Source organism: Streptomyces sp. NPDC019531, from assembly GCF_044903305.1.
GTDB lineage: Bacteria > Actinomycetota > Actinomycetes > Streptomycetales > Streptomycetaceae > Streptomyces.
In genome coordinates, this window is the sequence record NZ_JBJDQL010000074.1 from 1 (window position 1) to 26,044 (window position 26,044).

Consider the following 26,044-nt stretch of genomic DNA (forward strand, 5'->3'; position numbering starts at 1 on the left):
ACCCCGGCCCCGACCCACAACCCACCCGCACGCGCTACACAAGCCCCCACCCACCCCGCACAGGCCGCCGCAGGCATATAAGGGGCGCGGGGAACTGCGCAAAACGCCCGCCCCCACCAAGCCGCACCCGCCGCCGCAGGCACCCGCGCTGCTCACCGCCCGGCACGCAACGCCGATGTGACAGAATCTGCCATCCGGTGGGTCACCCCGTGGTTCAGGTACGGGGTGACCCACCGTTCCGGCTTCCCGGGGCGAAAAAGAGCCGGACCCCGACACCCGGGGGGAGGGGCGCCGAAGTCCGGCTCGGGAGAGTCCCGGCGCCGGGGGGGTGTGCGTCGGGACTTGGTTCAGGCGGCCCTGGAGACCTGGCCTCCGGGACCCGAACATATGAACCCTGAAGTCTTGTTCCCAGGGTCCCGTGGGTTGAAGCGGCCTAGTACAGCCATGTTTACGCGGCCTTCCGCCACCCGGCGTACGCGGGCACACCCCGCCTACGCCGCCGCGTCGAACCCGGTGTCACGCGCGAGCTTCTTCAGCTCCAGCAGAGCGTGCTTCTCGATCTGCCGGATCCGCTCGCGAGTGAGGCCGTGCTCCTTGCCCACCTCGGTCAGCGTGCGCTCGCGCCCGTCCTCGATGCCGTACCGCATCTTGATGATGGACGCGGTGCGCTGGTCGAGGCGGCCGATGAGGTCGTCCAGCTCCTCGCTGCGGAGCAGCGTCAGCACCGACTGCTCCGGCGAGACCGCCGACGTGTCCTCCAGGAGGTCACCGAACTGGGTGTCACCGTCGTCGTCCACCGACATGTTCAGCGAGACCGGGTCTCGGGCCCAGTCCAGGACGTCCGTCACGCGCTCCGCGTTGGAGCCGAGCTCGGCGGCGATCTCCGCGTGCTCCGGGTCGCGGCCGTGCTCGCGGTTGAACTCACGCTGGACACGGCGGATACGGCCGAGCTCCTCCACGAGGTGGACGGGCAGCCGGATGGTGCGGGACTGGTCGGCGATGGAGCGGGTGATGGCCTGACGGATCCACCAGGTCGCGTACGTCGAGAACTTGAAGCCCTTGCGGTAGTCGAACTTCTCGACCGCGCGAACCAGACCGGCGTTGCCCTCCTGGATCAGGTCGAGCAGGGGCAGGCCGCTGCGGGGGTAGCGGCGGGCCACGGCGACGACCAGGCGGAGGTTGGAGCGGATGAACACGTCCTTGGCGCGCTCGCTCTCCTCCACCAGGGCTTCCAGCTCTTCTCGGGTGGCATCCGCCTTGGCATCCTCGAACCCGTCGAGGACCTGCCGGGCGAACACACCCGCTTCGATGATCTGGGACAGCTCGACTTCCTTGGCGGCGTCGAGCAGCGGTGTACGCGCGATCTCGTCGAGATACATGCCGACCAGGTCGCGGTCGGCGATCTCGCCGCCATGGACGCGAACACTGCGGGCCGCGTCGGTCGACCCGCCGGTGGCGGACGTACGACGGGCGACGGCACGGGTTGCCATGCGTGCTCCCTTGCGATGGTGGGTGGTCAGCGGGTGGTCCTTGGGATGCTGGTACCCGGCTCCGGTTGCTTCCGGACTCTCCTCGGGTGCCCTGCATCCGATGGAAACAACGACTGGAAACCGGACAGAATTCCCAACGCACACCACTATTTTTCTGATCTTGCAGTACCCTGTCCCGCCACACGAGGAGGCCTGATGTCGTCGGAACGTACAGAGGTGCAGGTCAGGCCGGGAGTCGAGGGTGACCTCGCCACTCTCACCGATATCTACAACCACTACGTACGTGAGACGCCCATCACATTCGATACCGCCGTCTTCACTCCGGAAGAACGCCGTCCTTGGCTGCTCTCCCACCCTGAAGACGGCCCGCACCGTTTGATGGTTGCCACGGCGGCGGACCCGACAGGAACCTCACAGAAGATCCTGGGCTACGCCACATCCAGCCCGTTCCGCGCCAAGCCCGCGTACGTGACCTCGGTGGAGGTCACGGTCTATCTCGCACCGGACGAGGGCGGCCGCGGGATCGGCACGCTCCTGTACAAGGCCCTCTTCGAGGCGCTCGCCGACGAGGACCTTCATCGCGCCTACGCCGGCATCGCCCAGCCCAACGAGGCGTCCACGCGGCTGCATGAACGCTTCGGTTTCCGGCACGTCGGCACATACCGGGAGGTGGGCAGGAAGTTCGGCCGCTACTGGGACGTGGCCTGGTACGAAAAGGACCTTTAGGTCACCCGAACTGCACGGACCGCTTCGCCATCCCCATCCAGAACCCGTCGATGACGGACTTCTGCGCGTCCAGCTCACCGCTCACGTCCGCCGCGCCCATGGTGACGAACAGGGGCGCGAAGTGCTCGGTGCGCGGGTGGGCGTAGCGCCCGGCGGGGGCCTTGTTCAGGAAGTCGAGGAGGGAGTCCACATCACGCGCCTCCAGGGCCCGCCGTCCCCAGTCGTCGAACTCCGAGGACCAGGTGGGCACTCCGGGGCCGGTGTGACGCAGGGCCGCGAGGTTGTGGGTGAAGAAGCCGGAGCCGACGATCAGGACGCCCTCGTCGCGCAGCGGCGCGAGCTTGCGGCCGATCTCCATGAGCCGCACCGGGTCGAGCGTCGGCATGGAGATCTGCAGGACGGGGATGTCGGCCTCGGGGAACATCTCGACGAGGGGGACGTAGGCTCCGTGGTCCAGTCCGCGGTCCGGGATGTCCTGCACGGGGATGCCGGGGGCGCGCAGCAACTTGCGTACGGACTCGGCGAGTTCGGGGGCACCGGGGGCGTCGTACGTCACCTGGTAGTAGTGCTCGGGGAAACCCCAGAAGTCGTAGACCAGGGGGACAGGCCGTACCGCACCGAGAGCCAGGGGGGCCTCCTCCCAGTGGGCGGAGACCATGAGGATCGCCTTGGGGCGGGGCAGGTCCACGGACCATGCGGCGAGCTCACCGGGCCAGATCGGGTCGTCGGCGAGCGGCGGGGCGCCGTGGCTCAGATAGAGGGCGGGCATGCGCTCCTGTGTGTCGGCGGACATGGCGGTGACTCCTCCGGTACTTCCGATGCGTTTAGTGCTTCAAATTTAAAGCTTCCTTCGACATGACTGTACGCTTCATTTGTTTAAGCTTCAAGGAGAGAGCTCGTAGAGTGGGAGACATGAACACGGCACCCGTCCCCGATGAGGAGCCCCAGTGGCTCAACGACGAAGAGCAGCGCGTCTGGCGCTCCTACGTGCACGCCACGACCCTTCTTGAGGACCACCTCGACCGCCAGCTCCAGCGGGACGTCGGCATGCCGCATGTCTACTACGGGCTGCTCGTCGCGCTGGCCGACGCACCGCGTCGGCGGCTGCGGATGACCGAGCTGGCCATGAAGGCGAAGATCACCCGGTCCCGGCTCTCGCACGCGATCGCCCGGCTTGAGCGCAGCGACTGGGTGCGCCGGGAGGACTGTCTGGACGACAAGCGCGGGCAGTTCGCGGTCCTGACGGACCAGGGGCTGCAGACGCTGCGGGGCGCCGCGCCGGGCCATGTGCGGGCCGTACGCAACGCCGTCTTCGACCGGCTCACCCCGGAACAGCAGAAGTCCCTCGGCGAGATCATGCAGATCGTCGCCGAGGGACTCCAGCCGAACGAGGCGGGCGCGGATCTGCCCTGGCTCCGCTGAGCCGCTCACTCAGCGAATCCAGGGCAGTTCCTGGGGCCGTACGTACGGAGCGTCCCCATCCCCGTACGTACGAGGTTCTCGAAGGGGTACCGCCGGATGGTCGTCGTCAGTGGGCGACGACCGGCACCGCCAGCTCCTCCTCGGCACCCTCGCCGGACCCGGTCACGGTGGTCGTGTCGGGGCGGCCGGCGTTGACGAGGGTCACCACGATGGCCGCGGCGAGGACCAGCATGCCGACGGCGAACCAGATCGCGTTGGTGTAGCCGTGCACCATGCCGTCCAGCTGGACCAGCTGCTGCTGGGAGCGGGAGGAGGCGGAGCCGATGTGGTCCGCGACGTACGCGGTCGTGGCCGACGCGGCGATCGTGTTCAGCAGTGCCGTACCGATCGCGCCGCCCACCTGCTGCGAGGTGTTGACCATCGCGGAGGCGACACCGGCGTCACGCGGCTCGACGCCCAGGGTGGCCAGGGACATGGCCGGCATGAAGGCCGTACCCATGCCGAGGCCGAGCAGCAGCATCGCCGGCAGGATCGTCGAGGCGTACGACGACCCGATCTCCAGCTGGGTCATCAGGAGCATTCCGACCGAGGCGACCAGGAAGCCGGGGCCCATCAGCAGCCGGGCCGGAACCCGGGTCATCAGGCGGGCGCCGATCTGGGTCGAGCCCACCATCATGCCCGCGATCATCGGCAGGAAGGCGAAGCCGGTCTTGATCGGCGAGAAGCCCTTCACGACCTGCAGGTAGTAGGTCAGGAAGAGGAACGTGCCGAACATCGCGATGATCGCGATGCCGAGGGAGAGGTAGATGCCGCCGCGGTTGCGGTCGGTGATCACGCGCAGGGGCAGCAGCGGGGCCTTGACCCTGGCCTCGGTGACGACGAACGAGATCAGCAGGACCGCCGACGCCACGAACAGGCCGACCGTCATGGAGTCGCCCCAGCCGTCGGACTCGGCGCGGGTGAAGCCGTAGACGAGCGAGACCAGACCGAGGGTGGACAGAAGGACACCCGGGATGTCGAGCGGGTTGCGGTTGCGGCCGCCCTCGGGCTCACGGATGACGAAGTACGCGCCGAGCGCCGCGATGATCGCGAACGGGATGTTGACGAAGAACGTCCAGCGCCAGTCCAGGTACTCGGTGAGCACGCCGCCGAGGATGAAGCCCACGGCGCCGCCACCACCGGCGATCGCGCCGTAGATACCGAAGGCCTTGGCGCGCTCCTTGGCGTCCGTGAACATCACGGCCAGCAGGGAGAGCGCGGCGGGCGCGAGCAGCGCACCGAAGACGCCCTGGAGGGCGCGGGCGCCGAACATCATGGCGCCGCTGGTGGCGGCGCCGCCGAGCGCGGAGGCCGCGGCGAAGCCGGCGAGACCCACGACGAAGGCGTTCTTGCGGCCCCACAGGTCGGCGATGCGGCCGCCGAACAGCAGGAGTCCGCCGAAGGCGAGGGCGTAGGCCGTGACGACCCACTGGCGGTTGCCGTCGGATATGCCCAGGTCGGTCTGGGCGGAGGGCAGCGCGATGTTCACGATGGTCGCGTCGAGCACGACCATCAGCTGGGCGAGCGCGATGAAGACGAGCGCCTTCCAGCGGTTGGCGTCACCGGACGGTGCCGGTGCGCCGGGAGCCTTTGCGGCTGTTTCAGACATGGGGATACCCACTTCGGGACTTCGGAACGGAAGAAGAGTGTCGAAAGGGGACAGTCCGTCAGTGATGACGGCTGGTGGAAGTCGTAGCTAGAGACTGCTCTGGTGCTCTGAACTCATCGGTCAGGCCTGGCGGAGGTCCTCCATGGTCAGGGCCGCGCCCGGCAGGTCGGAGCGGGCCGGAGCCCGCAGTCCGTCCAGGAACAGCTGAAGGGTGCGGTGTACGAACCCGTCGAGGGTGAGGCAGCCGACGCCGGCCGGGGGCCGGGACAGCTGGGCCACGGCGACCATCAAGTCGCCGACGCTCACGTCGGTACGGAGCTGACCGGCCGTCCTGGCCCGGTCCATGAGCTGCTCGACGAGCTGCTCGATCCGTTCGCGCGAGGCCACCAGATCGGGGTGGTACTGGTCGAAGGTGCTCTGGACCATCGGGCACAGCGCGGTGATCCGCTCATCCGCGGAGGCGTGCACGAACCGCTCCAGCGCGCCGAAGGCGTCCCCGGTCTCCGCGAGCGCGAGCTCGGCCGCCTCGGACGTCCGGTCCATGACGGAGCAGACGACCTCGCGGATCAGTGCGTCGCGGTCGGGGAAGTTGCGGTACACCGTGGCGTTGCCGACACCGGCCCGGCGGGCGATCTCGTCGAGCGGCACGTCGGGGCCGAACTCGGTGAACATCTCGCGGGCGGCGGTGACGATCCGCTCCCGGTTGCGCAGGGCGTCGGCACGGGGCCGGGGCGCCTTGCGCTGCGCGGTCGTCGTGGCGGTCACGGCGCACTCCTCTGGTCGAAGACTTGAAGGCTTCACGATCCGGGGAGGCCGTCCCCGTTTCGCTCGGACACAGGTCTAAACGGGGAGACGCTCCCCGGTTATTTCGGGTTGAGGGGAAATTATGTTGTGACCTGAGTCACAGGTTTCGCGATACCCACGTTCGGTCTCCTCCAGCGCGCGTCCGCCCCTGCCCCGGCAGAGGGTGATCGAAAAGGCGCAGCCTTCCGACCAGCGGCTGCCGCGCTCCGAAGGGTGCCCGCATGCCGTGGACCAGACGTCGCATACGCACCCGCCGCGTGGCCGCCCTCGCCTCCGTGACCGCCCTGACCCTCGCGGTCAGCACCTCGGCCGGCACCGGACGCCTCACCCTGCCCTCCCCCACCGCGGGCGGCCCGATCTCCCCGGCCCGCTCCGACACCCACGGCGCCTGTCTGATCAGCGGCCGCCGCACCGTCCAGATGTCCGAGGGCCTGCCCACGCCCGGTGGCTACTCCCGCTCCACCGGCACCGTCCGCGCCCTGACCCTGATGGTCGACTTCTCCGACGCACCCGGCTCCGGGACCGCCCAGAGCCGCTTCCGCGAGTTCTTCCCGCAGACCCAGGAGTGGTTCCGGACCAGTTCCTACGGCCGTCTCGACTACCGTCCCGAGACCCCGATCACCGACTGGCTGCGCATGCCGAGGTCGTTCCGGTCCTACGGCATAGAGCGCGGCGCGGCCTTCGACCCGGGCTACCGCCGACTGGTCCAGGACATCGTGGCCGCCGCCGATCCCAGGGTGGACTTCCGCTCGTACGACTTCCTGAACGTGCTGATGACCCCGAACGCCGGTCCCTCCGCCCTCGACACGGTCCTGTCGGTGAGCTTCGCAGGCAACACCGACGCCCCGGTCGCCGACGGCGTGCCCGTCGCCAACGCGTCCTTCGTCTACTCCCGCCAGGACGACGGCTCCGGCTCCTACGCGCAGACCGGCTACCGGGTGCTGCCCCACGAGAACGGCCATGTCTTCGGACTGCCGGACCTGTACACCCAGTCGGGCGGGGGCGCGGTCGGGCACTGGGACATCATGAGCGAGGACTGGGGGGCCGACAACGACCTCCTCGGCTGGCACAAGTGGAAGCTGGGCTGGCTGGACGCGACGCAGGTCGGCTGTGTGACGGACCGCGGCACCTCGGAGTACACGCTGACCCCGCTGGCCCGGCCCGGACTCGGCACCAAACTGCTCGTCGTGCCCCTGGGCAGCCGCACCGGCTACGCGGTCGAGCTGCGCACCCGCGAGGGCAACGACCAGACGGTGTGCCGGCCAGGGGTCCTCGTCTACAAGATCGACACGGGCGTCGACACCGGGCGGGGGCCGGTACGGGTGTACGACTCGCAGGAGGACAGCGGAGGGTGCACAAGGAGCCCCAACGTCCACGCGGAGCTCTCGGACGCGCCGTTCACGGCCGGTCAGGAGTTCCGGGACCTGCTCAGGGGCGTTCGGGTGCGGGTGACGGGGGCGGACGCGGAGGGGAACTACCGGGTCTCGGTGACCCGGGGCTAGCGGCGAGGCGCCGGGCCGGGCGCCGTGGGCGTGCCGTGCCCCCGTTCGGATTACCGTAGGCGTGCCACGACCGCCGTACCGGAGAGCCGATGCCCGCTGACCCGACCACCTCCCCGGTGGTGCCCGAGCCCGTCGTGCCGGACGAGGCGGTGGCGCCGCTGATCCGGGGGGTCAGGGTGCTGCGGGAGCTGACCGAGGCGGGCGGGACGCTGAGCCTGAGCGGGCTTGAGCGGGCGACGGGCCTGGCACGTTCCACGGTCGACCGCATCACCTCGACGCTGGCACGCATGGGATACGTCCGTCTCGACGGCCGGGACGCGGTGCTGACCCCCCGGCTCATGGAACTCGGCAACGCCTATCTCGCCGCCCTGCGGCTGCCCGCCCTGCTGTCCGGGCGGGCCGACGCTCTCGCCGACGAACTGGACGAGTCGGTGTCGCTGGCCGTCGCCGACCGTGACGGCATCCGCTTCATCCACCAGGCCACCCGCCGCCGTGCGATGTCCCTCAGCTTCCGCATCGGCGACCTGCTCCCCGCCGAACGCACCGCGCCGGGGCCCCTGTTCGCGTCCGAGTGGACCGACGAGGACTGGCGGGCCTGGCGCGAGCGCCGGGCGGCCGATCCGCGGGACCGGGCCTTTCCGGCCGTACCGCCTCGGGAACTCCCGGCCGGGAAGGGGGAGTTCGAGGCGAAGGCGGCGCAGGCGGGAAGGGACGGCTGGGCGCTGGACGACCAGTTGATCGAGCCCGGGCTGGTCGCGGTCTCGGTGCCCGTCCGGGATCCGCGCACCACCCGGATCGCCTGTGTGGTGAGCGTCGTGAGCCACACCAGCCGGCACACGGCGGCGGATCTGCGCGACACCCTGCTGCCGCGGCTGCGGACGACGGTGGCGGAGATGGAACGCGAGCTTGCATCCGCCCCGGAGCCGGACCCGGGGACACCCCCCACGGACCTCGCCTCCTGGATCGGCGCGTCCAAGAGCGAACTGGGCCGCGACTTCGTCGAGTCCCTCGCGCGGGGCCTCACCGTGCTGACGGCGTTCGGCGAGGGCCGGGCCGCGCTGACCCTGACGGACGTGGCGCGGGCGACGGGACTGGCGAGGGCGACGGCCCGCCGGGCCCTGATCACCTACGAACATCTGGGCCTGGTCCGCCAGCAGCCGGAGTCCCGGACCTTCACCCTGACGCCCAGGGTGCTGTCCCTGGGCTTCCCGCCCCTCTCCCGCACGTCCCTCCCCCGCATCGCGACCCCGCACCTGGCAGACCTGTCGGCGCGGGTGGGCGAGTCGACGGCGCTGGCGGTGCTGGTGTCCCCGGGGCCGACCGCGGAGATCCAGTACACGGCGCGGGCGATGTCCCCGCGGATCATGAGCGTGGACATCAGGGTGGGCACCAGGCTGCCGGCCGCGGCGACCTCCCTGGGCCGGGTCCTGCTGTCGGACACCGAGGCCTACGCCCTGCTGGACGAGGACTGGGAGGACGGCCTGCGCACCCTCGCGGTGCCGCTGCGCGACCGTACGGGCCGGGTGGTCGCCGCCGTGAACGTGGCCCTGCACGCGTCGGGCCGCACTCCGCGGGAATGCATCGACGAACTCCTCCCCGAACTACTCCTGACGGCGAGCCGCATCGAGACGGAACTCCGTGCGGCCGGCCACTTCACGAGGGTCCGGCTCCTGTGACACCCGATGCCGCGAAGGGAACCGATCACATCGTTTCACCTTGGTGGCAGCGCAGCATGTGTGCCGGTCCGCCGCGATAGCATCCGGGGCGGACCGGTGACAGGAAAGAGTGCGTGTGGAGCGGCTTCCGGACAAGGCGACCGGTGGCTCCGGGGCGGCCAGGACCGGCCGTCCGCCGGTCAGTTCGCGGAGTTCTCTCGAACGGCTCGGCTTCGAACTCTTCGCACGGCAGGGATTCGACCGCACGACCGTCGACGACATCGCGGCCGCCGCGGGCATCGGCCGCCGCACCTTCTTCCGCTACTTCGCGTCCAAGAACGATCTCGTGTGGGGTGACTTCGAGGAACAGCTTGCCGGGTTCGAGGCCTTGTTGGCGGCGGCCGATCCGCAGACCACGATGATGGACGCGCTGCGCGTCGCGGTCGTCGAGTTCAACCGGTTCGACCCCGCCGAGGTGCCCTGGCACCGGCAGCGCATGGAGCTCATCCTGCGGGTGCCCACCCTCCAGGCCGATTCGACGCTGCGCTACGCGTCGTGGCGGGCCGTCGTCACCAGGTTCGCGGCCGGGCGCATGGGCCTGTCGCCGTCCGACATGCTGCCCCGCCTCGTGGGTCATACCGTCCTCGCTTCCTGCGTGGCCGCCTACGAGCACTGGCTGACCGAGGAGGACGCCGGTCTGAGCCGTCTGCTGGACGAGGCCGTACGGCAACTCACGGCCGGCTTCGGCCGGTACTGACCGCCCGGCTCACTCCGACGACGCGGGGCCGGAGAGCCTTGGCGGAGCGCCCTGTGGCGGCCGAGAGCCAGACGCCCGCGCCGTAGGCCAGGTCGTCGAGGCGGCGGGCGACGCCGTAGCGGACCGGGTCGAGTTCCGCCTTGTCCCTGCGGTACTCCAGGGCGATGTCGGTCAGGGCCGCGACCGCGGCGGCCCTGCGCACCCGGCCCGACACCGCACAGCCGACCGCGGTCAGCGGCCACCAGTGCCGGGTCAGCAGCGCGGAGGTCTGGCTCAGGGCGCCGGCGCCCCCGTTGGCGGTGAGCCGTACGGCCAGCCGATAGGGCTGCTCGGTGCCGTCGAGCTTGCGGGCGATGCGCACCGCGGCGACCCCGAGGACCGCCCCGGCGACCGGCAGGGACCAGCGCCGCTGGGCGAGCAGGGCGACCGTCATCGCGGCACTCCAGGGAGCGAACACCGCGGGCGCGATGAAGTCGGGGTGCCGTCGGGCGAGCGGGGCGGCCCCGGTGCCGTACAGCGCCTTGCGCAGGAACCAGTCGTCGAGCCGCGCCCGGTGTTCGTGGGCCGCCTCGACGGCGGGCTCGTAGCGCACGCGCCGGCCGTTCCGGATCAGCCGCCAGCACAGGTCGACGTCCTCACCGACCCGCAGGTTCTCGTCGAAGCCCTCCCCCAGGGCGTCGACGCGCGCGACGACGCAGGCCGTGCTCGCCCAGGAGACGGGGGTGCCGGGCCGTACCGCCGCGGGGTGCCGGCCCAGGTCGAGGGAGGAGCGGGCCACTTCGTAGCGGCCGATCCAGGTCGGCGCGGTGGCCGGTGGCAGGCCCGTGATGCGGGGTACGGCCATGGCGACCCGGGGGTCGGCGAAGTGCCGCAGGAGGGTGGTGACCGTGGCGGGGGTCAGGACGACGTCGGAGTCGGCGAAGACGACGTAGGGGGTGGTGACCTGTCGCAGGCCCGCGTTGCGTGCCCCGGCGGGGCCGAGGTTCGCCGGCAGGGAGACGAGACGGGCGCCGTGCTTCGCCGCCACGGTCGCCACGGCCCCGGGGCGGTGCGAGGCGTCGTCGACGACGATCACCGGGTGGTCCGGGCCGATGGAGGTGAGCAGGCGGTCGAGTTGGCGGGCGCGGTCGCGGACCGGTACGACGACGGTGTACCGGGGGTCGGGGCAGGGCGGGAGCGCTTCGACGGCCGGATTGGCCATGCCGGACTCCAGCAGCCGGTCCGCGAGGACGGCGCTCGCCCGGTCGGTCACGCGCAGGGTCCTGCCCGTCAGCAGGGGACGGGCCCTCGGTGTCAGGCGGAGCAGACGGGTGGGGAACCCGCCGAGGAGGGCCCGGCCGCCGTCGAGGACCTGCGTGTGCCGGTCGAGGGTGACCACGAATCCGCGCGGGAGGGGCATCACGGGGCTACCTCGCTCTCCACTGAGGTGCCGACGACTTGTCCACGGCCGTCGGTGATGCCCGCGCCGATGCGGCGGACGGTGTGCGACACCATCAGGTCCAGCAGTCGGCGGCCCTCCTCGGCCGAGGCACCGGTCGGGTCGCCGAGCACTCCGGAGGGGGAGACCGCGCGGACGCCGTGGGCGACGAGGTCCGGCATGAGGGCGGCGATCGGCCGGGTGTCGCCGACGACGGCCGCGTCCATATGTACGTTCCCGGGGGCGAGGTGCAGCATCAACGAGGTCTCGGTGCGGCCCGCGTGCGCATCGCCTCCGGGAACGCCGCAGCCGGTCCAGGCGACGTCGTGCCCCTCCTCCCGCAGCTGTGGGACGGCGGTGGCCAGGGTCGCCGTGTTGCCGCCATGGCCGTTGACGAAGATGACCGACCCCGCCCACAGGGACAGGGAGCGCACCAGCTCCACGACCACCGCGCGCAGCGCCTCGTGTCCGATCGAGACGGTTCCGGGGAAGTGGGCGTGCTCGCCGCTGGCGCCGTACGGGACGGTCGGTGCCACCAGCGGCTCTCCCGGCAGGGCCTCCGCGGCCCGTTCGGCGACGGCTCGGGCGATCACGCTGTCGGTGTCGAGCGGCAGATGTGGCCCGTGCTGTTCCGTCGACCCGACCGGCACCAGGACCAGGGGCCTGGCCGGGACGGCGGGCCAGACGGTGTGCGCAAGGGCGCGCGGGGGCTCGTACGGCATGGTCAGGCGGCGCCCAGTGTGCGGGTGAAGCCGGGCGGGATGACGAGGTCGTCGGGCGACAGGTCGTGGACGGAGGCGCGGCCGAGGCCCAGGACGGCGGAGTCGAGGCCGCCGCGCATGATGTCCAGGACGTTCTCGACACCGCCCTGTCCGTTCGCCGCCAGGCCCCACAGGTAGGCCCGGCCGATCATGACGGCGCGGGCGCCGAGGGCCAGGGCCTTCGCCACGTCGCCGCCCCGGCGGACGCCCCCGTCGAGCAGGACCTCGACGTCCTCGCCGACCGCCGCCGCGATCGAGGGGAGGATCCGGATGCTGGCGGGGGTGGTGTCCAGGTTGTTCCCGCCGTGGTTGGAGACCGACAGGGCGGTGACCCCCGCGTCGACGGCCCGCCTGGCGTCGTCGACCCGGCTGACGCCCTTGAGCAGGAAGGGGCCGCCCCACTCCCCGCGCAGCCACTTGACGTCGTCCCAGGTGGGCGGGGTGGTCTGCATCCACTCGTGGTAGGCGCCGAAGAACGTGGGGGCCGGGCCGCCGCCGGAGGGAGCGAGGTTGGGTGCCGTAAGGTCAGGGATTCGGCCCGATCTGGCGAACTTCCACAGCCAGCGGGGGCGGGTGACGACGTTCGGGGCGAGCCGGGCCATCGCCCTGAGGTCGATCTTCTCCGGGATCGCCGGGCTGCCCCAGTCGCGGCCGTTGGAGAAGGACCAGTCCAGGGTGACGATCAGCCCCTTGCAGCCGGCGGCTCTGGCCCGGTCCATGCGCTGGACCATGGTCTCGCGTGTGCCGCTCCAGTACAGCTGGAAGAAGGTGTCGGGGTTGGCTTCGGCGACCTCCTCGACCGGCTTGCTCGCGAAGGAACTCAGGCCCATGATGACGCCCTTGCCGGCCGCCGCGCGGGCCACGGCGACCTCGCCGTCCGGGTGCACCGCCTGGACGCCGGTCGGGGAGACGAGCACGGGCATCGAGGTCGGTACGCCCATCACGGTCGTCGACAGGTCGCGCTGCGCGTGATGCCCCACCACGCGGGGAGCGAAGCCCAGTTCGGCGAACGCGCCGGTGTTGTCGTCGATGGTGCGACCGCGCTCGGAGCCCGCGACCAGGGCACCGTAGACGGTGCTCGGAAGATGCTTCTCGGCTCGGCGCTGCGCCTCGGCGACCGTCTCGAACCAGGGGTTCCTGCCCATGTGTCTCGTCTCGTCTCGGCGTTGGGGTCCAGGGAGTGTCTGACAATTCCCGCCCTCCAGGCGGACGAGGGGAATTGTCAGACACCCCCTAGGTGAAGTGCAGGCCTGCCAGCGGGTGTTCGGCGCAGTCGCTCACCGGGGTCCGGTCGAGGTCCTCGCGGCGGCGTACGAGCGTCACGTCGACCGGCCTCGGGCGTACGGCCGCAGAGGTGCGGTGGGAGTGGTCGACCGCGGGCTTGGGCAGGCGGCTCCGGTCCTGCGGGCGCCGGGCGAGCAGTTGTTCACCGTAGCCCTGCACGCACTCGGGGTCCGGGCCGTCCAGCGGCAGCCCGGTGAAGAACTTCGCTGCCATGCAGCCGCCCTTGCAGGTGTCGTAGAAGGCGCAGGAGGTGCAGGCTCCCCCGTTCTGCGGGGCGCGCAGCCGCCGGAAGAGCTCGGAGCCGCGCCACACCCCGGCGAAGCCGCCCGCCTCGCGGACGTTGCCGGCGAGGAACTCGTCGTGGATGGCGAACGGGCAGGCGTAGACGTCGCCGACGGGGTCGATGAGGCAGACGACGCGTCCGGCGCCGCAGAGGTTGAGGCCGGGGAGGGCCTCGCCGTAGGCGGAGAGGTGGAAGAAGGAGTCCCCGGTCAGCACGGAGTCGCCGTGGGCCACCAGCCAGTCGTACAGCTCGCGTTGCTGGGCGGGCAGGGGGTGCAGTTCGTCCCACACATCGGCGCCGCGCCCCGATGGCCGCAGCCGGGTCAGGCGGAGTTGGGCGCCGTAGCGGTCGGCGAGGGCCTTGAACTCGTCCATCTGCGGGATGTTGTGGCGGGTGCACACCACGGAGAGCTTGAAGTTCTTCATGCCGGCCGCGGAGAGGTTCTCCATGGCCTTCAGCGCCATGGCGTACGAACCCGCCCCGCGCACCGCGTCGTTGACGTCCGCGGTCGCGCCGTCGAGGGAGATCTGGACGTCGACGTAGTCGTTGCGGGCCAGGCGCTCGGCGGCCTCGGGGGTGATGCGGACGCCGTTGGTGGAGAACTTCACGCCGACGTGATGGCTCGTGGCGTAGTCGAGGAGTTCCCAGAAGTCGTGGCGGACCGTGGGCTCGCCGCCGCCGATGTTGACGTAGAAGACCTGCATGGCCTCCAGTTCGTCGATGACGGCCTTGGCCTCGGCGGTGGTCAGTTCGCGCGGGTCGCGGCGGCCGGAGCTGGACAGGCAGTGGTCGCAGGAGAGGTTGCAGGCGTAGGTCAGTTCCCAGGTCAGGCAGATCGGGGCGTCGAGACCGTACTCGAACAGGTCGACCAGTCGTGATGTGCCTGGAGAGGTTGTCGTCATATGGGCCTTCCTACGACCATCGAGGACTCGGCGAGAGTCGCCAACGCCCGTTCGTAGCGGGGAAGTTCGGCCTCGCCGATGCCGGCGGCCCGGCAGGCGGCGCGGGCGGAGGGCGCGTCCGCGAGGGACTGGACGGCCGTCAGCAGACGGCGGTCCTTGAGGAACGACAGCTTGCGCGTGCCGAAGTGATAGAGCAGCGCACCGAAGGGTTCCGGCCGCACCGAGACCTGCGGGTGCAGGTCCCAGGCACGGTCGAGGTCCATCGTCGACATGGCGGGCGTCGGCGGGGCTGCTAGTAGACGCCGCACATGCCGTCGATGGAGACCTCTTCGACCAGGTCGTCGGCCTCGATCAGTTCCTCGGGATCCGTGGCCTCGTCGGCCTCGGCAGGGCTGAACTGGCTGAACTCGCTCATGGGAACTCCTCGGTGAATTCCGGCGACTTCGCGGTCGCGGGCCACGGGCCGCCCGTTACGATGCTCGGAGAGTATTGGCACCAGGTGCCAAAAGGGAAGGGTCCGGTGACCATGGGTTCTCCGTCGAGCCGCCCGGACGTGGTCGTGGTGGGGGCCGGGGCCTGCGGTGCCGTGCTGGCGGCGCGCCTCAGCGAGGACCCCGACCGCAAGGTGCTGCTGCTCGAAGCCGGGCCGGTCCCCCGGACCCTGTCCGCCTTCGCGCCCGCGCTGCTGGACGCCCGGCTCGTTCCCGGCGCGCGGCCCGGCCACCCCGGCGTCGAGCCCTACGCCGTGCACCTCACCCCGGACCGTCCGTACACCGTGCCCCGGGGCCGCTTCCTCGGTGGCTCCACCACCGTCAACGGCGGCTACTTCATCCGGGCCCGACGCGGCGACTTCGACCGGTGGTCGGCCGCGGGCGGCGACGCCTGGTCGTACGACAACCTGCTGCCACTGATGCGCGGCCTGGAGAACGACCTCGACCACGCCCCCGGCGAGGTGCACGGCGGCACCGGTCCGGTGCGGATCCGGCGCACGGACCTGAAGCACCCCGCCGCCGCGGCGTTCCAGGCGGCCGCGCGCGAACTCGGCTTCCCCCCGGAGCCCGACAAGAACGCCCAGTCCGCGCCAGGGTTCGGCCCGGTGCCGTCCAACTCCGTCGACGGGGTGCGTCTCAACACCGGCATCAGCTATGTCCTGGACGCGCTCGCACGCCCCAACCTCAGGGTGCAGGGCGGCTGTTCGGTACGCCGTGTCGTCGTCAGCCGGGGTCGCGCCACCGGTGTCGTAGTGGGGCAACGCACCATGCTGGACGCCGGCGAAGTCGTACTCTGCGCCGGCGCGTTCGCCTCGCCTCATCTGCTGCACCTTTCCGGAATCGGACCGCGCGCCGCTCTCGAACGCCTCGGTCTCCCTGTCATCAAGGACCTCCCGGCCGTCGGCGCCCGCTTCAGCGACCATCCGCAGGTCGTGGTGGAGTGGAAGCCGAGGGTGCCTCTGGAGGCACCCGCCGAGTCATGGCTCGGCGGTGCCCTGCACCTGTCGTCGTCGGACGGCACGTACCCCGGTGACCTGGAGATCCTTCAATCCCTGGTCCCCATGGCAGGCTTGGTCGACGGAACGCCTGCCACACCCGGCGCACCCCTCGCCTTCCTCGTCTCCGTCCAGTCGCCTCGCACCGGCGGCCGACTCCTCACCCTGTCCGCCGACCCGGCGGTACCGCCGCGCATCGACTACGGCTACCTGCGGACCGCGGCCGACAGGCGCCGCCTCCGGGAGGTGGTCCGCACGACCGCCGCCCTGCTCGCCACCAGCGCCTTCGACGACATCTCCGTCGGCCTCCTGGAGCCGGGGCCGGACGTGCTGGCCGACGACCGCGCACTCGACGTATGGACGGCCGCCCGCCTCGGCACCTCCCAGCACACCTGCGGCACGGTGCCCATGGGGCCCGCCGTCGACCATTACGGCCGGGTCCACGGCGTCACCGCACTGCGTGTGGCGGACACCTCGATCCTGCCCACGGCCCCCCTGCGCGGCCCGGCGGCGACCGCGGTCCTCATCGGCGAAGTGGTGGCCCGCGCCATGCGGCACGAACTGCCCTGAGCGGGGGGCCTCGGCCGGTCAGTGCTTGCGGTCAGTGTCTGCGGTCAGTGCCCTCGGTGATCTGGCGGGGGGCCGAGCGGTGTCCACGTGCGTGCCGTACAGCGGCACGGATACTTGCCCCCCGTGTCCGCTCGCGGTGAACGTGATCGCATGCGAACGGTGGGTGTCAGCGATGTCGACGTGGCCGGGGACTGCAATGCGCAGGGTCCCGCGGAAGGCAGCGTTCAGCTCCACTCGGTGCTGGTGTTCCTCTACGACGGCGTTCAGGATCTGGGTTTCTGCGGCCCGGTCGAGGTCTTCTCCCGCGCGAACACAGGACACGAACTGGGCTTCCGCTACGACGTGCGGACGGTCTCGGCCGACGGCGGCACGGTCCGTACGTCCGGAGGTCTGCGGTTCGTCCCGGACGGCAGCATCGCGGACGTGGCGGAGATCGGCACTCTCGTCGTGTCCGGCGTGGACGGAATCCCGACGGCGGCGGCAGAGACCATCCGTGGGCTCGGTGCGCTGGCGGCGCGGGCCGAACGGGTCGCGTCCGTGTGCACGGGTGCTTTCCTCCTCGCGGAAGCAGGCCTCCTCGACGGCCGCAGAGTGGTCACCCACTGGAAGTTCGCCGACGACCTCGCCCGCCGCTTCCCCGCCCTCAGGGTGAACACGCGGGACCTGGTCGTGACGGACGGCCGCTTCACGACGTCCGCCGGAGCCGCTTCCGGCATCGATCTGGCCCTGTCGCTGGTGGAAGAGGACCTCGGCCGTGACGTCGCCCAGGGCACGGCCCGGCAGCTGGTCACCCAACTGCGGAAACCGGGAGGGCAGGCGCCGTTCACCGATCTGGGCAGCCGTGACGCACGTAATCCGGCGCTCCGTCAGGTGCAGCACCGGGTCCTCGCCGAACCCGCGGGAGACTGGTCGCTCCAGTCGCTTTCCCGGTGCTCCGGGCTGTCGGTACGCCATCTGACGCGTCTCTTCCGGCTCGAAGTGGGGATGTCGGCACGGGAGTTCGTGGAGTACGCCCGGGTGTCCGTCGCCTCCCGCAGTCTGGTCGAGAGCGGCAAAAGCCTGGAGTCGATCGCAGAAGCGACGGGTTTCGGCACCGAAGGAACCATGCGAGCCGCCTTCCTGCGGGTCCATCGGATCCCGCCGGGCGAATACCGCAGCCGGTTCTCGTGAAGACCGGGCGGCCTCCGGACTGCCGGCCCGGAACAGGCCCTCGAACTCGCCGGGACGCAGCTCGAAGGCACTCCCCGCCCCGCGCGCGTGTCAGCGAGGCGACGCCCAAGATCGGTACGCCACGTCCGAGGACTTGACCGCAGGCAGTTCCCGCAGCCGCTGCTGGAGGCGAGAAGCCGCGGCTCACAGCCGACGTCAGGGCTCTCGACCCGAGATCGGGCAACGGCGCGTCAGTTCACGAGAGCGATGGCCGCATACGTGGGCGATCTCGCGCGGCCCCACGGCTGAGGCCAGGCCGATGGGCTTCGCGACGACGGCCGCCGCCTGTGACGGGGGCGGGGCGGCGCTGACGGGTCGTCAGGGCTCGGGCGTCACCGATCGGCGAATCGCGCACGACCTGCGCTTCTCCCCCTACCCCTGCACCTCTCCGTTCGGGTCAGGCCGGGCTCACGGGACCCGGCACGCACTCCCCCGAAGGGGAGCCTGACCCGGCCTGATCCAACGGGAGCCCCTACCCGTCCGCCTCCTGGCTGAGCGTGATCGCGAACCAGGGACAGCCGGCCACCGCCCGCTGTACCCGCTCCGCGGCGGAACGGTCCAGCTCCGGATCCTCCACCAGCCAGGCCCAGCCGTCCACGACCCGGAAGACATCCGGTGCCGTGTCCTGGCAGTGGCCGGTGCCGCTGCACAGGGAGTGGTCGACTTTCAGGTGGGTTCCGTTCACGCGGTGTTCGGTCATGCTCATGATTCGGTTCCCTCGGGCAGGTCGTACTCCATCTCCAGGGACTGCCAGCTGCGGAAGACCGGGCCGGGCGTCTGCGGGGTGACGGCATCGGGCCGCATCCGCAGGCCGGGCAGCCGCCGGTACAGGGTGGCGAAGCCGACCTCGCACTCCAGCCGGGCCAGGTTCATGCCGATGCAGTGGTGGATGCCGTGGCCGAAGGCCAGGTGCGGCGGCAGCGTGCTCCAGTCCCTGTCGACGATGAACTCGTCCGGGCGGTCGAAGGCCTCCGGGTCGTGGTTGGCGCTGCCGTTCAGCGTGAAGACCCGGTCTCCGGGCTTGAGTTCGTAGCCCTGGATGCTGGTCGGCCGGGCACACACGCGCCACAGGCCCATGACCGGGCTGTCGTAGCGGAGCCCCTCGTCCAGGAGCGACTTGCTGAGGCCGTCGATGTCGGCGAGGTACCGGGCCTTCTGCTCGGGGTGCCGCTCCAGCAGGTGGATGGAGTTGATGATGGCCGCCGCGGTGGTGGTGTTGCCGGCCCGGATCACGGACCGGATCAACCCGGCTATCTCGAGTTCGTCGTACCGGTCGCCGTCGACCTCGGCGAAGCACAGCGCGGTGATCAGGTCGTCGCTGTCCGGTCCGGCGGCCCGCCGGGCGCGCACCAGCGCGGCGAGGTGCTCCCGCCACTCGTCCGACTCCGCCATGTACGCCTTGCTGTCCGGGTCCGCGGTGCTCAGCTCGTACAGGGTCGACAGGTGCAGGAACCGCTCGCGGTCCTCGGCGGGGACGCCGAGCAGCTCGGTGATGTGTCCCTCGCTGATTCTGCGGGCGTAGTCGGTGACCAGGTCGAAGGTGGTGCCGCGCTCGATGATGGCGTCGACCAGGGAGTTGGCCAGCCGTTCACTGAAGGGGCGCATGTTCTGGATCCGCGAGGCCGACATCGCCTTGACGAACAGCTTGCGCTGGCGGGTGTGACGCGGCGGGTCGGCGGAGGCGAAGATCTGCTCGTCCACCGGGAACGGCTCCTTCAGCGGCCACAGGGTGCTGTAGTTGCCGGTGAAGTTGTGGAACTCCGGCCCGAGCAGCTCCTTCACACCCGCGTACGAGCTGATCTGCACGGCGTCCAGCTCCGCGGAGTGGACGACGGGACAGCGCTCCCGGTCGTGCTTCAGCTCCTCCCAGGGGAAGTCCGCCTTGGCCGTGTACGGCCGGAAGAGCGGTTCGACGGCGGACGCATCGGTTGTGGATGTCTGGTCCTTCATGCTGGCATGCCTCCTAGTTGGCGTAGTTGGCGTTGTGGTCCCGCAGGGTGCGGCGCAGGATCTTTCCGCTGGGGTTGCGGGGGATGGTGTCGACGAACTCGTACATCGTCGGGATCTTGAATTCGGCCAGGCGGTCCTGCAGAAAGCGCCGGAACTCGCGGGCGGTGGCGGTGTGGTCCGGGCGCAGCGCGACGAACGCCTTGGCGGCTTCGCCCCACTGCTCGTCCGGAACCCCGATCACGGCGACGTCGGACACGGCGGGATGGGCGGCGAGGGCGTTCTCGATCTCGGCGGGGTAGACGTTCTCCCCGGCCCGGATGATCATGTCCTTGATGCGGTCGCACACGAACACATAGCCGTCGGCGTCGAGGTAGCCCGCGTCACCGGTGTGGATCCACCCGTCGACCAGCGTCTTGGCCGTGGCATCCGGCAGCCGCCAGTACTCGACCATGTGGCCGGGGGTCCGCAGGCAGATCTCGCCGATCTCACCGGTGGGCAGCACCTCGCCCTTGTCGTCCACGACCTTCACCGCGAAGCCCGGGTACGGGCGGCCCGCGGCCCGCAGCAGGGCGTCGCCCTGGCGATGGGCGGCCGGCGGCAGGCAGATGGCCGTGTTGCCGGTCTCGGTCAGGCCGTAGATCTGGGCGAACTCGCAGCCCATGACGTCCATGCCGCGCCGCAGCAGCGACTCCGAGATCGGTGAACCGCCGTAGATCACCTTGCGCAGGGTCGCGAAGTCCGCGGCGCTGACGCCCGGTTCGTTCAGCAGCATGAGCAGCATCGCCGGCACAACGCAGGCGATGGTGATCCCGAGGTCGCGGATCAGTCCCACCGCGTCCTTCGGGGTGAAGTTCCGCACCACGACGTTGGTGAGGCCCGCGTTGAACCCCTGGGTGGCCCACCACACCCCGCCGACGTGGAACCCGGGCATGCCGATCATGCTGACGTCGCTCGACTTGAAGTCGATCCAGTCCAGGCCCGCCCCGGCCAGGGCGTCGCGCACCGCGAAGAAGCTCCGGTGCGCCAGGACCACGCCCTTGGGGAACCCCGTGGTGCCGCTGGTGTACAACTGCACGACTGGGTCGTCCTCGGCGGACTGCCCGGCCCAGGGCTCCTCGGGAGCGTTCGCCTTCCAGTCCGTGACCGTGATGCCCGCCGGATCGGCCTGATCGAGGAGCACGAGCTGCTTGAGGTCGGGCAGCTCGGACTGGAGCTTCTGGGCGATCCCGAGGAAGTCCCTCTCGATGAAGAGCAGTTCCGCGCCGGAGTCGCGCAGGATGTAGTCGACTTCCGGCGCGGTCAGCCGCCAGTTGATCGGGACCAGGACGACGCCGCTCTTCGCGCAGGAGTACAGCAACTCCCAGTAGTACTCCGACTCCCGGCCCAGGTAGCCCACCCGTGAGCCCTTCGACAGGCCGGAGGCGCTCAGCGCGTGCGCGCCCCGGTCGCTCTCAAGGTGCAGACGGGCATAGCTGGTGCGGCGGTCCTCGCAGATGAGGGCCGCCTGCTCGGGCCGTTCGGCTGCGTGCTCGGCGAGCACGGCATCGAGGGTGTGCACGGACGAACTCCTCGTGGTGGTGGGGGTGTTCATGCTTCAGGCCTGCATCCAGTGGGTCCGCCGTTGGAAGGCGTAGGTGGGGAGCTGGGTGATCCGCGCGTCGAGGCCCGACAGGAGGCCGCGCCAGTCGACCGCGGCGCCACGGCAGAAGCCGTCGGCCACCATGGCCAGCAGCCGCTCCGGATCGGCCGCGGTGACGAGCGGTTCCACCGGCACCTCGGGTCCGACGGCCGAGTCCGCCACGCCCTGGACGAGCCGCGGGGCAGGCCGGCCTTCGGACAGGGCCCGCAGTGCGGGCCGGAGTTCGTCCAGGCCGGTGGCCAGGACGACCGCCCGGTGGGAGAGCCCGGCGCGGCTCACCGCGAGGGAGTACGCGATGTCCACGGGGTGGAGGTCCGGGTGCTGTTCCAGACTGTCCGCCAGCCTGGCGGCCTGGGCGCGCAGCGCTTCGGCGCCGCAGGCCGACACCGTCCAGGGCAGGAGGAGCCCGGCCGGGCGGTCGGCCGCCGCGGTCGGCGGCTCCGGCTGTTCGAGGATGATGTGCGCGTTGGTGCCGCTGACCCCGAAGGAGGACACCGCCGCCCGGCGCGGCCGGTCGGTCTCCGGCCACGGGACGGCCTTGGTGAGCAGCCGCATCGCGTCGCTCTCCAGGTCCACGTGCGGTGACGGCTGGTCGGAGTGCAGCGAGCGGGGCAGCAGTCCGTGCCGCATCGCCGTCACCATCTTGATCACCCCGCCGACGCCGCCCGCCGCCTGGGTGTGGCCGAGGTTGGACTTCATGGACCCCACGAACAGCGGTCGGCCCGGCGGGCGGGCGGGTCCGTACGCGTCCAGCAGGGCCTGCGCCTCGATGGGATCGCCGAGCGGGGTGCCCGTGCCGTGGGCCTCCACCGCGTCGATGTCCGCCGCGGTGAGCCGGGCGGCCTTCAGCGCCTGACGGATCATCAGGCGTTGTGAGGACCCGCTCGGTGCCGTCATGCCGTTCGACGCTCCGGACTGGTTGATGGCGGAACCGCGCAGCACCGCGAGCACCGGATGGCCGTTGCCCACCGCGTCGGACAGCCGTTCGAGCACCACGACGCCCACGCCCTCGGCCAGGCCCCAGCCGTCCGCCCCGGCCCCGAACGACTTGCACCGCCCGTCGGGCGACAGTTGCCGCAGCCGGCTGAGGGCGACGAAGGGCGTCGGCGTCGACATCACGGTCACCCCGCCGGCCAGCGCGAGCGTGCACTCCCCCGCACGCAGCGACCGGGCCGCCAGGTGCAGGGCGACCAGGGAGGACGAGCACGCCGTGTCCACCGTGAGGGCCGGACCTTCCAGGCCGAAGGTGTACGCGACCCGGCCCGAGGCCACGCTCGGCGCGCAGCCGATCGCCAGCGGGCCCTCCAGGTCGGCGGGCGGCCTGGGCAGTTGGACCGAGTAGTCGTTGTACATGACCCCGGTGAAGACACCGGTCAGGCTGCCGCCGAGGGAGTCCGGGGCGATACCCGCGCGTTCCAGTGCCTCCCAGGAGGTCTCCAGGAGCAGCCGGTGCTGTGGGTCGGCGGCCAGCGCCTCGTCCGGCGACAGGCGGAAGGGGGCGGTGTCGAACTCCCCGGCGTCGTGGAGGAATCCACCTTCGCGTACGTAGGTCCGTCCCGGCCGGTTCGGGACGGGATCGTACAACTCGTCCGTGTTCCAGCCCCGGTTGGTCGGGAACGGCGAGATCGCGTCCCGTTCGTCGAGGAGCAGCTGCCACAGGTCCTCCGGGGAGGCCACCTGACCGGGGTAGCGGCAGGCCATCCCGGTGATCACCACCGGGTCGGAGTGCTCCGCCTCCAGCTCGCTCAACCGTCGGCGGGTGCGGTCGAGTTCGACGGTCACGCGCTTGAGGTACTCGCGCAGCCGGTCCTCATTCGCCATCGTCGGTTCCCTCCTCGGCGAGCCCCAACTCCTGGTCGATGAAGGCGAACAGCTCGTCGTCCGACGCCGCGACCAGCTCGGGTTCGGGGTCCGGTCCGGGCACCTCGGGCGTTCCGTCGTCGACCAGGCGGGTGCGCAGGTAGCGGGCCAGCGCGAGCGGGTGGGGATGGTCGAAGACCACGGTCACCGGCAGCCGGGACCCCAGCGCGGCACCGAGGGCGTTGCGCAGCTGCACCGATCCCAGTGAGTCCAGCCCGAGTTCGCGGAAGCTCCGGTCGCCGCGTACCGCGGTGGGCGAGTCGTATCCCAGTACGGTGGCGATCTGGGCGCGCACCAGGTCCAGCAGCACGCTCTCCTGCTCGGCCTCCGGCAGGCCCGCCAGCCGGTCCGCGAGGCCCGGCTCGTCGCGGTCGGGCGTCTCCCGGCGGGCGTCGGCGCCGCGCACCAGGTCCCGCAGCAGCGGCGGCACCGGTGGTCGCAGGGCGCCGGTGTCGAGGCGGGCCGCCACCAGGGCCGGTTCGGGCCTGGCGACCGCGGCGTCGAGCAGCGCGAACGCCTCGTCCGAGGGCAGGGGGGCCAAGCCCCACTCGGACAGCCGGGTCAGGTCGGTCTGGTCCACGTGCCGGGTCAGGTCGCTCAACTCCGCCCAGAATCCCCAGTCCAGCGCGGTCGCGGGCAGACCATGGGCCCGGCGGTGCTGGGCCAGGGCGTCGAGGAAGGCGTTGGCTGCGGCGTAGTTCGCCTGTCCCGGGGTGCCGAGGACACCGGCCGCCGACGAGAACAGCACGAACATCGACAGGTCGTGCTCCCTGGTGAGTTCGTGGAGATGCAGCGCTCCGTCCGCCTTGGCGCGGAAGACGTGCCGCAGCCGCTGCGGATCGAGTGCGCCGAGCACACCGTCGTCCAGGGCGCCCGCCGTGTGCACCACCGCCGTCAGCGGGTGCTCGTCCGGTACCGCGGCCAGCAGCCCGCGCAGCGCCTCCCGGTCGCCGATGTCGCAGGCGACGGCCTCGGCCTCGGCACCCAGGGCCGCGAGTTCCGCCAGCAGCTCACGGGCGCCGGGCGTGTCCGGTCCACGGCGGCCGGCCAGCAGCAACCGCCGTGCTCCGTACCGCCGGACCAGGTGCTTGGCCGTCAGTGAGCCCAGTGTGCCGAGCCCGCCGGTGACCAGGACCGTGCCGTCGGGGTCCAGGGGTGCCGGGCGGGACCGCGAGGTGGTCGCGGCGCGGGTCAGGCGGGGTACCAGCACCGTGCCGGCCCGTACCGCCAGCTGCGGCTCGTCCCGGCGCCAGGAGGTCTGGAAGGCCCGCAGGGCGGCGCCGAGGTCGTCGACGTCCAGCAGGACGAAGCGGTCGGGCTCCTCGGTCTGCGCCGTGCGCACCAGGCCCCAGAGCGGGGCGTTCACCAGGTCCGGCACATCCTCGTCGGGACGCGTCGCCACGGCGCGGCGGGTGACCACCACCAGGCGGGCGGCGGCCAGCCGTTCGTCGGCGAGCCAGGCCTGGAGCAGCGCCAGCAGCCGGGCCGACGCCTCGGCGGGCGTCTCCACCGCGGGGCAGGGCGCGAGCACCGCGCCCGGCACGGGCGCGCCCTCGTCCAGCGCCCGCTGCAGCGCGGCCAGGTCCGGGTAGGGGTCGAGGCCCGGCGCAGCCGGGAAGGGGCCGAGTACGGCCAGCCGCGCGGTGGAGTCGGGCGTCCCGGTGGGAAGGGCCTGCCAGACGGTGGGAAGGAGCATGCCGTGCTGCGTCGCGGGGCCCGGTTGTCCGGCGGTGGCGGCCCGCAGCGAGAGTGACCGCACGGCGGCCACCGGCCTGCCCTCCCCGTCCGCGATCTCGACTGCCACTGTGTCGGGTGCTCCGGTCGGCGAGAGGCGGACCCGCAACGAGGTGGCCTGGGCGGGACGCAGCCACGCCCCCTGCCAGGCGAAGGGCAGCCGGGCCTCGCCGCCGTCCAGCCCGACCGGCTGGAGCGCGGCGTCCAACAGCGCGGGGTGGACGGCGAACCGGCGCGCGTCCTGGACCCCGCCATCGGGCAGGTGCACCTCGGCGAAACGTTCCTCACCGCGCTGCCACACCGCGCGCAGGCCGCGGAACAGCGGACCGTAGGCCAGGCCGAGCCCGGCCAGGGTGGAGTAGAAACCGTCCGCCGGCACCGGGGTGGCGTCCTGCGGAGGCCAGGTGCGCAAGGCCTCCCACGGGGCCTGCGGGCGGCCGCCGGGGACGAGTTCGCCCTGGGCGTGGTGGATCCACGGCACACCGGGTGGGAGACCGTCGGCGCGCGAGTGGACTGCCACCGGCCGTGCCCCGGACTGATCGGCGGCCCCCACCGAGACCTGCAGGTGCAGGGCGCCGTCCGACGGGATGGTCAGCGGGGCCAGCAGGGTGAGTTCCTCGACCCGGTCGCAGTCCACCTCGGCACCGGCCCGCAGGGCCAGTTCCAGCAGCGCCGTACCCGGTAGAAGCACCGTGCCCAGCGCGGTGTGGTCGGCGAGCCAGGGGTGGGTGTCGAGCGAGAGTCGGCCGGTGAGGAGCAGTCCGCCGGAGTCGGCGTGGTCGAGCACGGCGTCCAGGAAGGGGTGGCCGGTGGGGTCGCCGGCCGTGGTGGTGGCCGGGGCGGGGGGCTGGGGCCAGTAGCGCTGGTGTTGGAAGGGGTAGGTGGGCAGGTCGGTGGGGGCGGCGGTGCTGGCCGGGAGCAGGGTGTTCCAGTTGGGGGATGCGC

Annotated in this window: 22 protein-coding genes; 7 read left to right on the forward strand and 15 right to left on the reverse strand. The window is 71.4% G+C overall.

What is annotated here, in order from left to right:
• Positions 1–491 precede the first annotated feature (491 nt).
• The gene (locus ACI2L1_RS42470; protein ID WP_404744835.1) at positions 492–1,490 is read right to left on the reverse strand and encodes an RNA polymerase sigma factor RpoD/SigA; all 999 of its coding nucleotides are present in this window, start codon (positions 1,488–1,490) and stop codon (positions 492–494) included.
• Positions 1,491–1,685: 195 nt separating this feature from the next.
• Here ACI2L1_RS42470 and ACI2L1_RS42475 point away from each other — a divergent pair, with 195 nt between their 5' ends.
• On the forward strand, positions 1,686–2,216 hold the full coding sequence (locus ACI2L1_RS42475) for a GNAT family N-acetyltransferase (RefSeq protein WP_404744836.1): 531 nt from the start codon (positions 1,686–1,688) through the stop codon (positions 2,214–2,216).
• A 1-nt stretch (position 2,217) separates the two neighbouring features.
• On the opposite strand, the gene ACI2L1_RS42480 is transcribed toward ACI2L1_RS42475, so the two are convergent.
• Positions 2,218–3,009 (reverse strand): dioxygenase, encoded by a 792-nt coding sequence (locus ACI2L1_RS42480; protein ID WP_404744837.1) that lies wholly within the window; start codon positions 3,007–3,009, stop codon positions 2,218–2,220.
• 119 nt (positions 3,010–3,128) lie between these two features.
• Between ACI2L1_RS42480 and ACI2L1_RS42485 the strand changes: the two genes are divergently transcribed.
• Complete coding sequence (locus ACI2L1_RS42485) at positions 3,129–3,638, forward strand: MarR family winged helix-turn-helix transcriptional regulator (protein ID WP_404744838.1); 510 nt, start codon at positions 3,129–3,131, stop codon at positions 3,636–3,638.
• A gap of 106 nt (positions 3,639–3,744) precedes the next feature.
• On the opposite strand, the gene ACI2L1_RS42490 is transcribed toward ACI2L1_RS42485, so the two are convergent.
• Positions 3,745–5,286, reverse strand: coding sequence for an MFS transporter (locus tag ACI2L1_RS42490; RefSeq protein WP_404744839.1), 1,542 nt, complete (start codon positions 5,284–5,286; stop codon positions 3,745–3,747).
• Between the two features lie 120 nt (positions 5,287–5,406).
• Positions 5,407–6,051, reverse strand: a complete 645-nt coding sequence (locus ACI2L1_RS42495; protein ID WP_404744840.1) for a TetR/AcrR family transcriptional regulator — start codon at positions 6,049–6,051, stop codon at positions 5,407–5,409.
• Positions 6,052–6,311: 260 nt separating this feature from the next.
• On the opposite strand from ACI2L1_RS42495, the gene ACI2L1_RS42500 reads away from it, so the two are divergent.
• From ACI2L1_RS42500 to mftR, 3 genes are all read left to right on the forward strand, one after another.
• Complete coding sequence (locus ACI2L1_RS42500; RefSeq protein WP_404744841.1) at positions 6,312–7,592, forward strand: M6 family metalloprotease domain-containing protein; 1,281 nt, start codon at positions 6,312–6,314, stop codon at positions 7,590–7,592.
• A gap of 89 nt (positions 7,593–7,681) precedes the next feature.
• Entirely contained in the window at positions 7,682–9,268 is a 1,587-nt protein-coding gene (locus tag ACI2L1_RS42505) for a helix-turn-helix domain-containing protein (protein WP_404744842.1), read from the forward strand.
• A gap of 115 nt (positions 9,269–9,383) precedes the next feature.
• On the forward strand, positions 9,384–10,004 hold the full coding sequence (mftR, locus tag ACI2L1_RS42510; protein ID WP_404744843.1) for a mycofactocin system transcriptional regulator: 621 nt from the start codon (positions 9,384–9,386) through the stop codon (positions 10,002–10,004).
• Here the strand turns inward: mftR and mftF are convergent.
• From mftF to mftA, 6 genes are all read right to left on the reverse strand, one after another.
• A complete protein-coding gene (mftF, locus tag ACI2L1_RS42515) occupies positions 9,979–11,403 on the reverse strand; it encodes a mycofactocin biosynthesis glycosyltransferase MftF (protein WP_404744844.1) in 1,425 nt (474 codons plus the stop codon). The genes mftR and mftF overlap by 26 nt on opposite strands.
• Complete coding sequence (mftE, locus tag ACI2L1_RS42520) at positions 11,403–12,143, reverse strand: mycofactocin biosynthesis peptidyl-dipeptidase MftE (RefSeq protein ID WP_404744845.1); 741 nt, start codon at positions 12,141–12,143, stop codon at positions 11,403–11,405. Before mftE ends, mftF begins: the two co-directional genes overlap by 1 nt.
• Positions 12,144–12,145: 2 nt before the next feature.
• Positions 12,146–13,327: a pre-mycofactocin synthase MftD gene (gene mftD / locus ACI2L1_RS42525; RefSeq protein WP_404744846.1), complete on the reverse strand. Its 1,182-nt coding sequence runs from the start codon at positions 13,325–13,327 to the stop codon at positions 12,146–12,148.
• Positions 13,328–13,415: 88 nt separating this feature from the next.
• Entirely contained in the window at positions 13,416–14,651 is a 1,236-nt protein-coding gene (mftC, locus tag ACI2L1_RS42530; RefSeq protein ID WP_404744847.1) for a mycofactocin radical SAM maturase, read from the reverse strand.
• Positions 14,648–14,914, reverse strand: coding sequence for a mycofactocin biosynthesis chaperone MftB (gene mftB, locus ACI2L1_RS42535; protein ID WP_404744848.1), 267 nt, complete (start codon positions 14,912–14,914; stop codon positions 14,648–14,650). The genes mftC and mftB overlap by 4 nt, the downstream gene beginning before the upstream one ends.
• Positions 14,915–14,943: 29 nt before the next feature.
• On the reverse strand, positions 14,944–15,066 hold the full coding sequence (mftA, locus tag ACI2L1_RS42540; RefSeq protein ID WP_404744849.1) for a mycofactocin precursor MftA: 123 nt from the start codon (positions 15,064–15,066) through the stop codon (positions 14,944–14,946).
• Positions 15,067–15,177: 111 nt separating this feature from the next.
• On the opposite strand from mftA, the gene mftG reads away from it, so the two are divergent.
• Positions 15,178–16,707, forward strand: a complete 1,530-nt coding sequence (mftG, locus tag ACI2L1_RS42545) for a mycofactocin system GMC family oxidoreductase MftG (RefSeq protein WP_404744856.1) — start codon at positions 15,178–15,180, stop codon at positions 16,705–16,707.
• A 150-nt stretch (positions 16,708–16,857) separates the two neighbouring features.
• Positions 16,858–17,877, forward strand: coding sequence for a GlxA family transcriptional regulator (locus ACI2L1_RS42550; RefSeq protein ID WP_404744850.1), 1,020 nt, complete (start codon positions 16,858–16,860; stop codon positions 17,875–17,877).
• A gap of 511 nt (positions 17,878–18,388) precedes the next feature.
• Here the strand turns inward: ACI2L1_RS42550 and ACI2L1_RS42555 are convergent.
• The 5 genes from ACI2L1_RS42555 to ACI2L1_RS42575 form a co-directional block, all read right to left on the reverse strand.
• Entirely contained in the window at positions 18,389–18,622 is a 234-nt protein-coding gene (locus ACI2L1_RS42555; protein WP_404744851.1) for a ferredoxin, read from the reverse strand.
• Positions 18,619–19,866 carry a cytochrome P450 gene (locus ACI2L1_RS42560; RefSeq protein ID WP_404744852.1) on the reverse strand — a complete coding sequence of 416 codons (1,248 nt, stop codon included), beginning with the start codon at positions 19,864–19,866 and terminating at the stop codon, positions 18,619–18,621. The genes ACI2L1_RS42555 and ACI2L1_RS42560 overlap by 4 nt, the downstream gene beginning before the upstream one ends.
• Before the next feature lie 13 nt (positions 19,867–19,879).
• On the reverse strand, positions 19,880–21,457 hold the full coding sequence (locus ACI2L1_RS42565) for a fatty acid--CoA ligase (RefSeq protein WP_404744853.1): 1,578 nt from the start codon (positions 21,455–21,457) through the stop codon (positions 19,880–19,882).
• Positions 21,458–21,460: 3 nt separating this feature from the next.
• Positions 21,461–23,326, reverse strand: a complete 1,866-nt coding sequence (locus tag ACI2L1_RS42570) for a beta-ketoacyl synthase N-terminal-like domain-containing protein (protein ID WP_404744854.1) — start codon at positions 23,324–23,326, stop codon at positions 21,461–21,463.
• The coding region (locus ACI2L1_RS42575; RefSeq protein WP_404744855.1) for a type I polyketide synthase at positions 23,316–26,044 on the reverse strand (2,729 nt) is incomplete at its 5' end. The genes ACI2L1_RS42570 and ACI2L1_RS42575, both read right to left, overlap by 11 nt.

Coding starts and splice junctions, on each gene's coding strand:
- ACI2L1_RS42500 (WP_404744841.1), top strand. CDS start 6,312: ATGCCGTGGACCAGACGTCGCATACGCACCCGCCGCGTGGCCGCCCTC.
- ACI2L1_RS42485 (WP_404744838.1), top strand. CDS start 3,129: ATGAACACGGCACCCGTCCCCGATGAGGAGCCCCAGTGGCTCAACGAC.
- mftB (WP_404744848.1), bottom strand. CDS start 14,914: ATGGACCTCGACCGTGCCTGGGACCTGCACCCGCAGGTCTCGGTGCGG.
- ACI2L1_RS42550 (WP_404744850.1), top strand. CDS start 16,858: ATGCGAACGGTGGGTGTCAGCGATGTCGACGTGGCCGGGGACTGCAAT.
- mftG (WP_404744856.1), top strand. CDS start 15,178: ATGGGTTCTCCGTCGAGCCGCCCGGACGTGGTCGTGGTGGGGGCCGGG.
- ACI2L1_RS42555 (WP_404744851.1), bottom strand. CDS start 18,622: ATGAGCATGACCGAACACCGCGTGAACGGAACCCACCTGAAAGTCGAC.
- ACI2L1_RS42560 (WP_404744852.1), bottom strand. CDS start 19,866: ATGAAGGACCAGACATCCACAACCGATGCGTCCGCCGTCGAACCGCTC.
- ACI2L1_RS42490 (WP_404744839.1), bottom strand. CDS start 5,286: ATGTCTGAAACAGCCGCAAAGGCTCCCGGCGCACCGGCACCGTCCGGT.
- mftE (WP_404744845.1), bottom strand. CDS start 12,143: ATGCCGTACGAGCCCCCGCGCGCCCTTGCGCACACCGTCTGGCCCGCC.
- ACI2L1_RS42570 (WP_404744854.1), bottom strand. CDS start 23,326: ATGGCGAATGAGGACCGGCTGCGCGAGTACCTCAAGCGCGTGACCGTC.
- ACI2L1_RS42565 (WP_404744853.1), bottom strand. CDS start 21,457: ATGAACACCCCCACCACCACGAGGAGTTCGTCCGTGCACACCCTCGAT.
- ACI2L1_RS42475 (WP_404744836.1), top strand. CDS start 1,686: ATGTCGTCGGAACGTACAGAGGTGCAGGTCAGGCCGGGAGTCGAGGGT.
- ACI2L1_RS42470 (WP_404744835.1), bottom strand. CDS start 1,490: ATGGCAACCCGTGCCGTCGCCCGTCGTACGTCCGCCACCGGCGGGTCG.
- mftC (WP_404744847.1), bottom strand. CDS start 14,651: ATGACGACAACCTCTCCAGGCACATCACGACTGGTCGACCTGTTCGAG.
- mftA (WP_404744849.1), bottom strand. CDS start 15,066: ATGAGCGAGTTCAGCCAGTTCAGCCCTGCCGAGGCCGACGAGGCCACG.
- mftD (WP_404744846.1), bottom strand. CDS start 13,327: ATGGGCAGGAACCCCTGGTTCGAGACGGTCGCCGAGGCGCAGCGCCGA.
- ACI2L1_RS42505 (WP_404744842.1), top strand. CDS start 7,682: ATGCCCGCTGACCCGACCACCTCCCCGGTGGTGCCCGAGCCCGTCGTG.
- mftF (WP_404744844.1), bottom strand. CDS start 11,403: ATGCCCCTCCCGCGCGGATTCGTGGTCACCCTCGACCGGCACACGCAG.
- ACI2L1_RS42480 (WP_404744837.1), bottom strand. CDS start 3,009: ATGTCCGCCGACACACAGGAGCGCATGCCCGCCCTCTATCTGAGCCAC.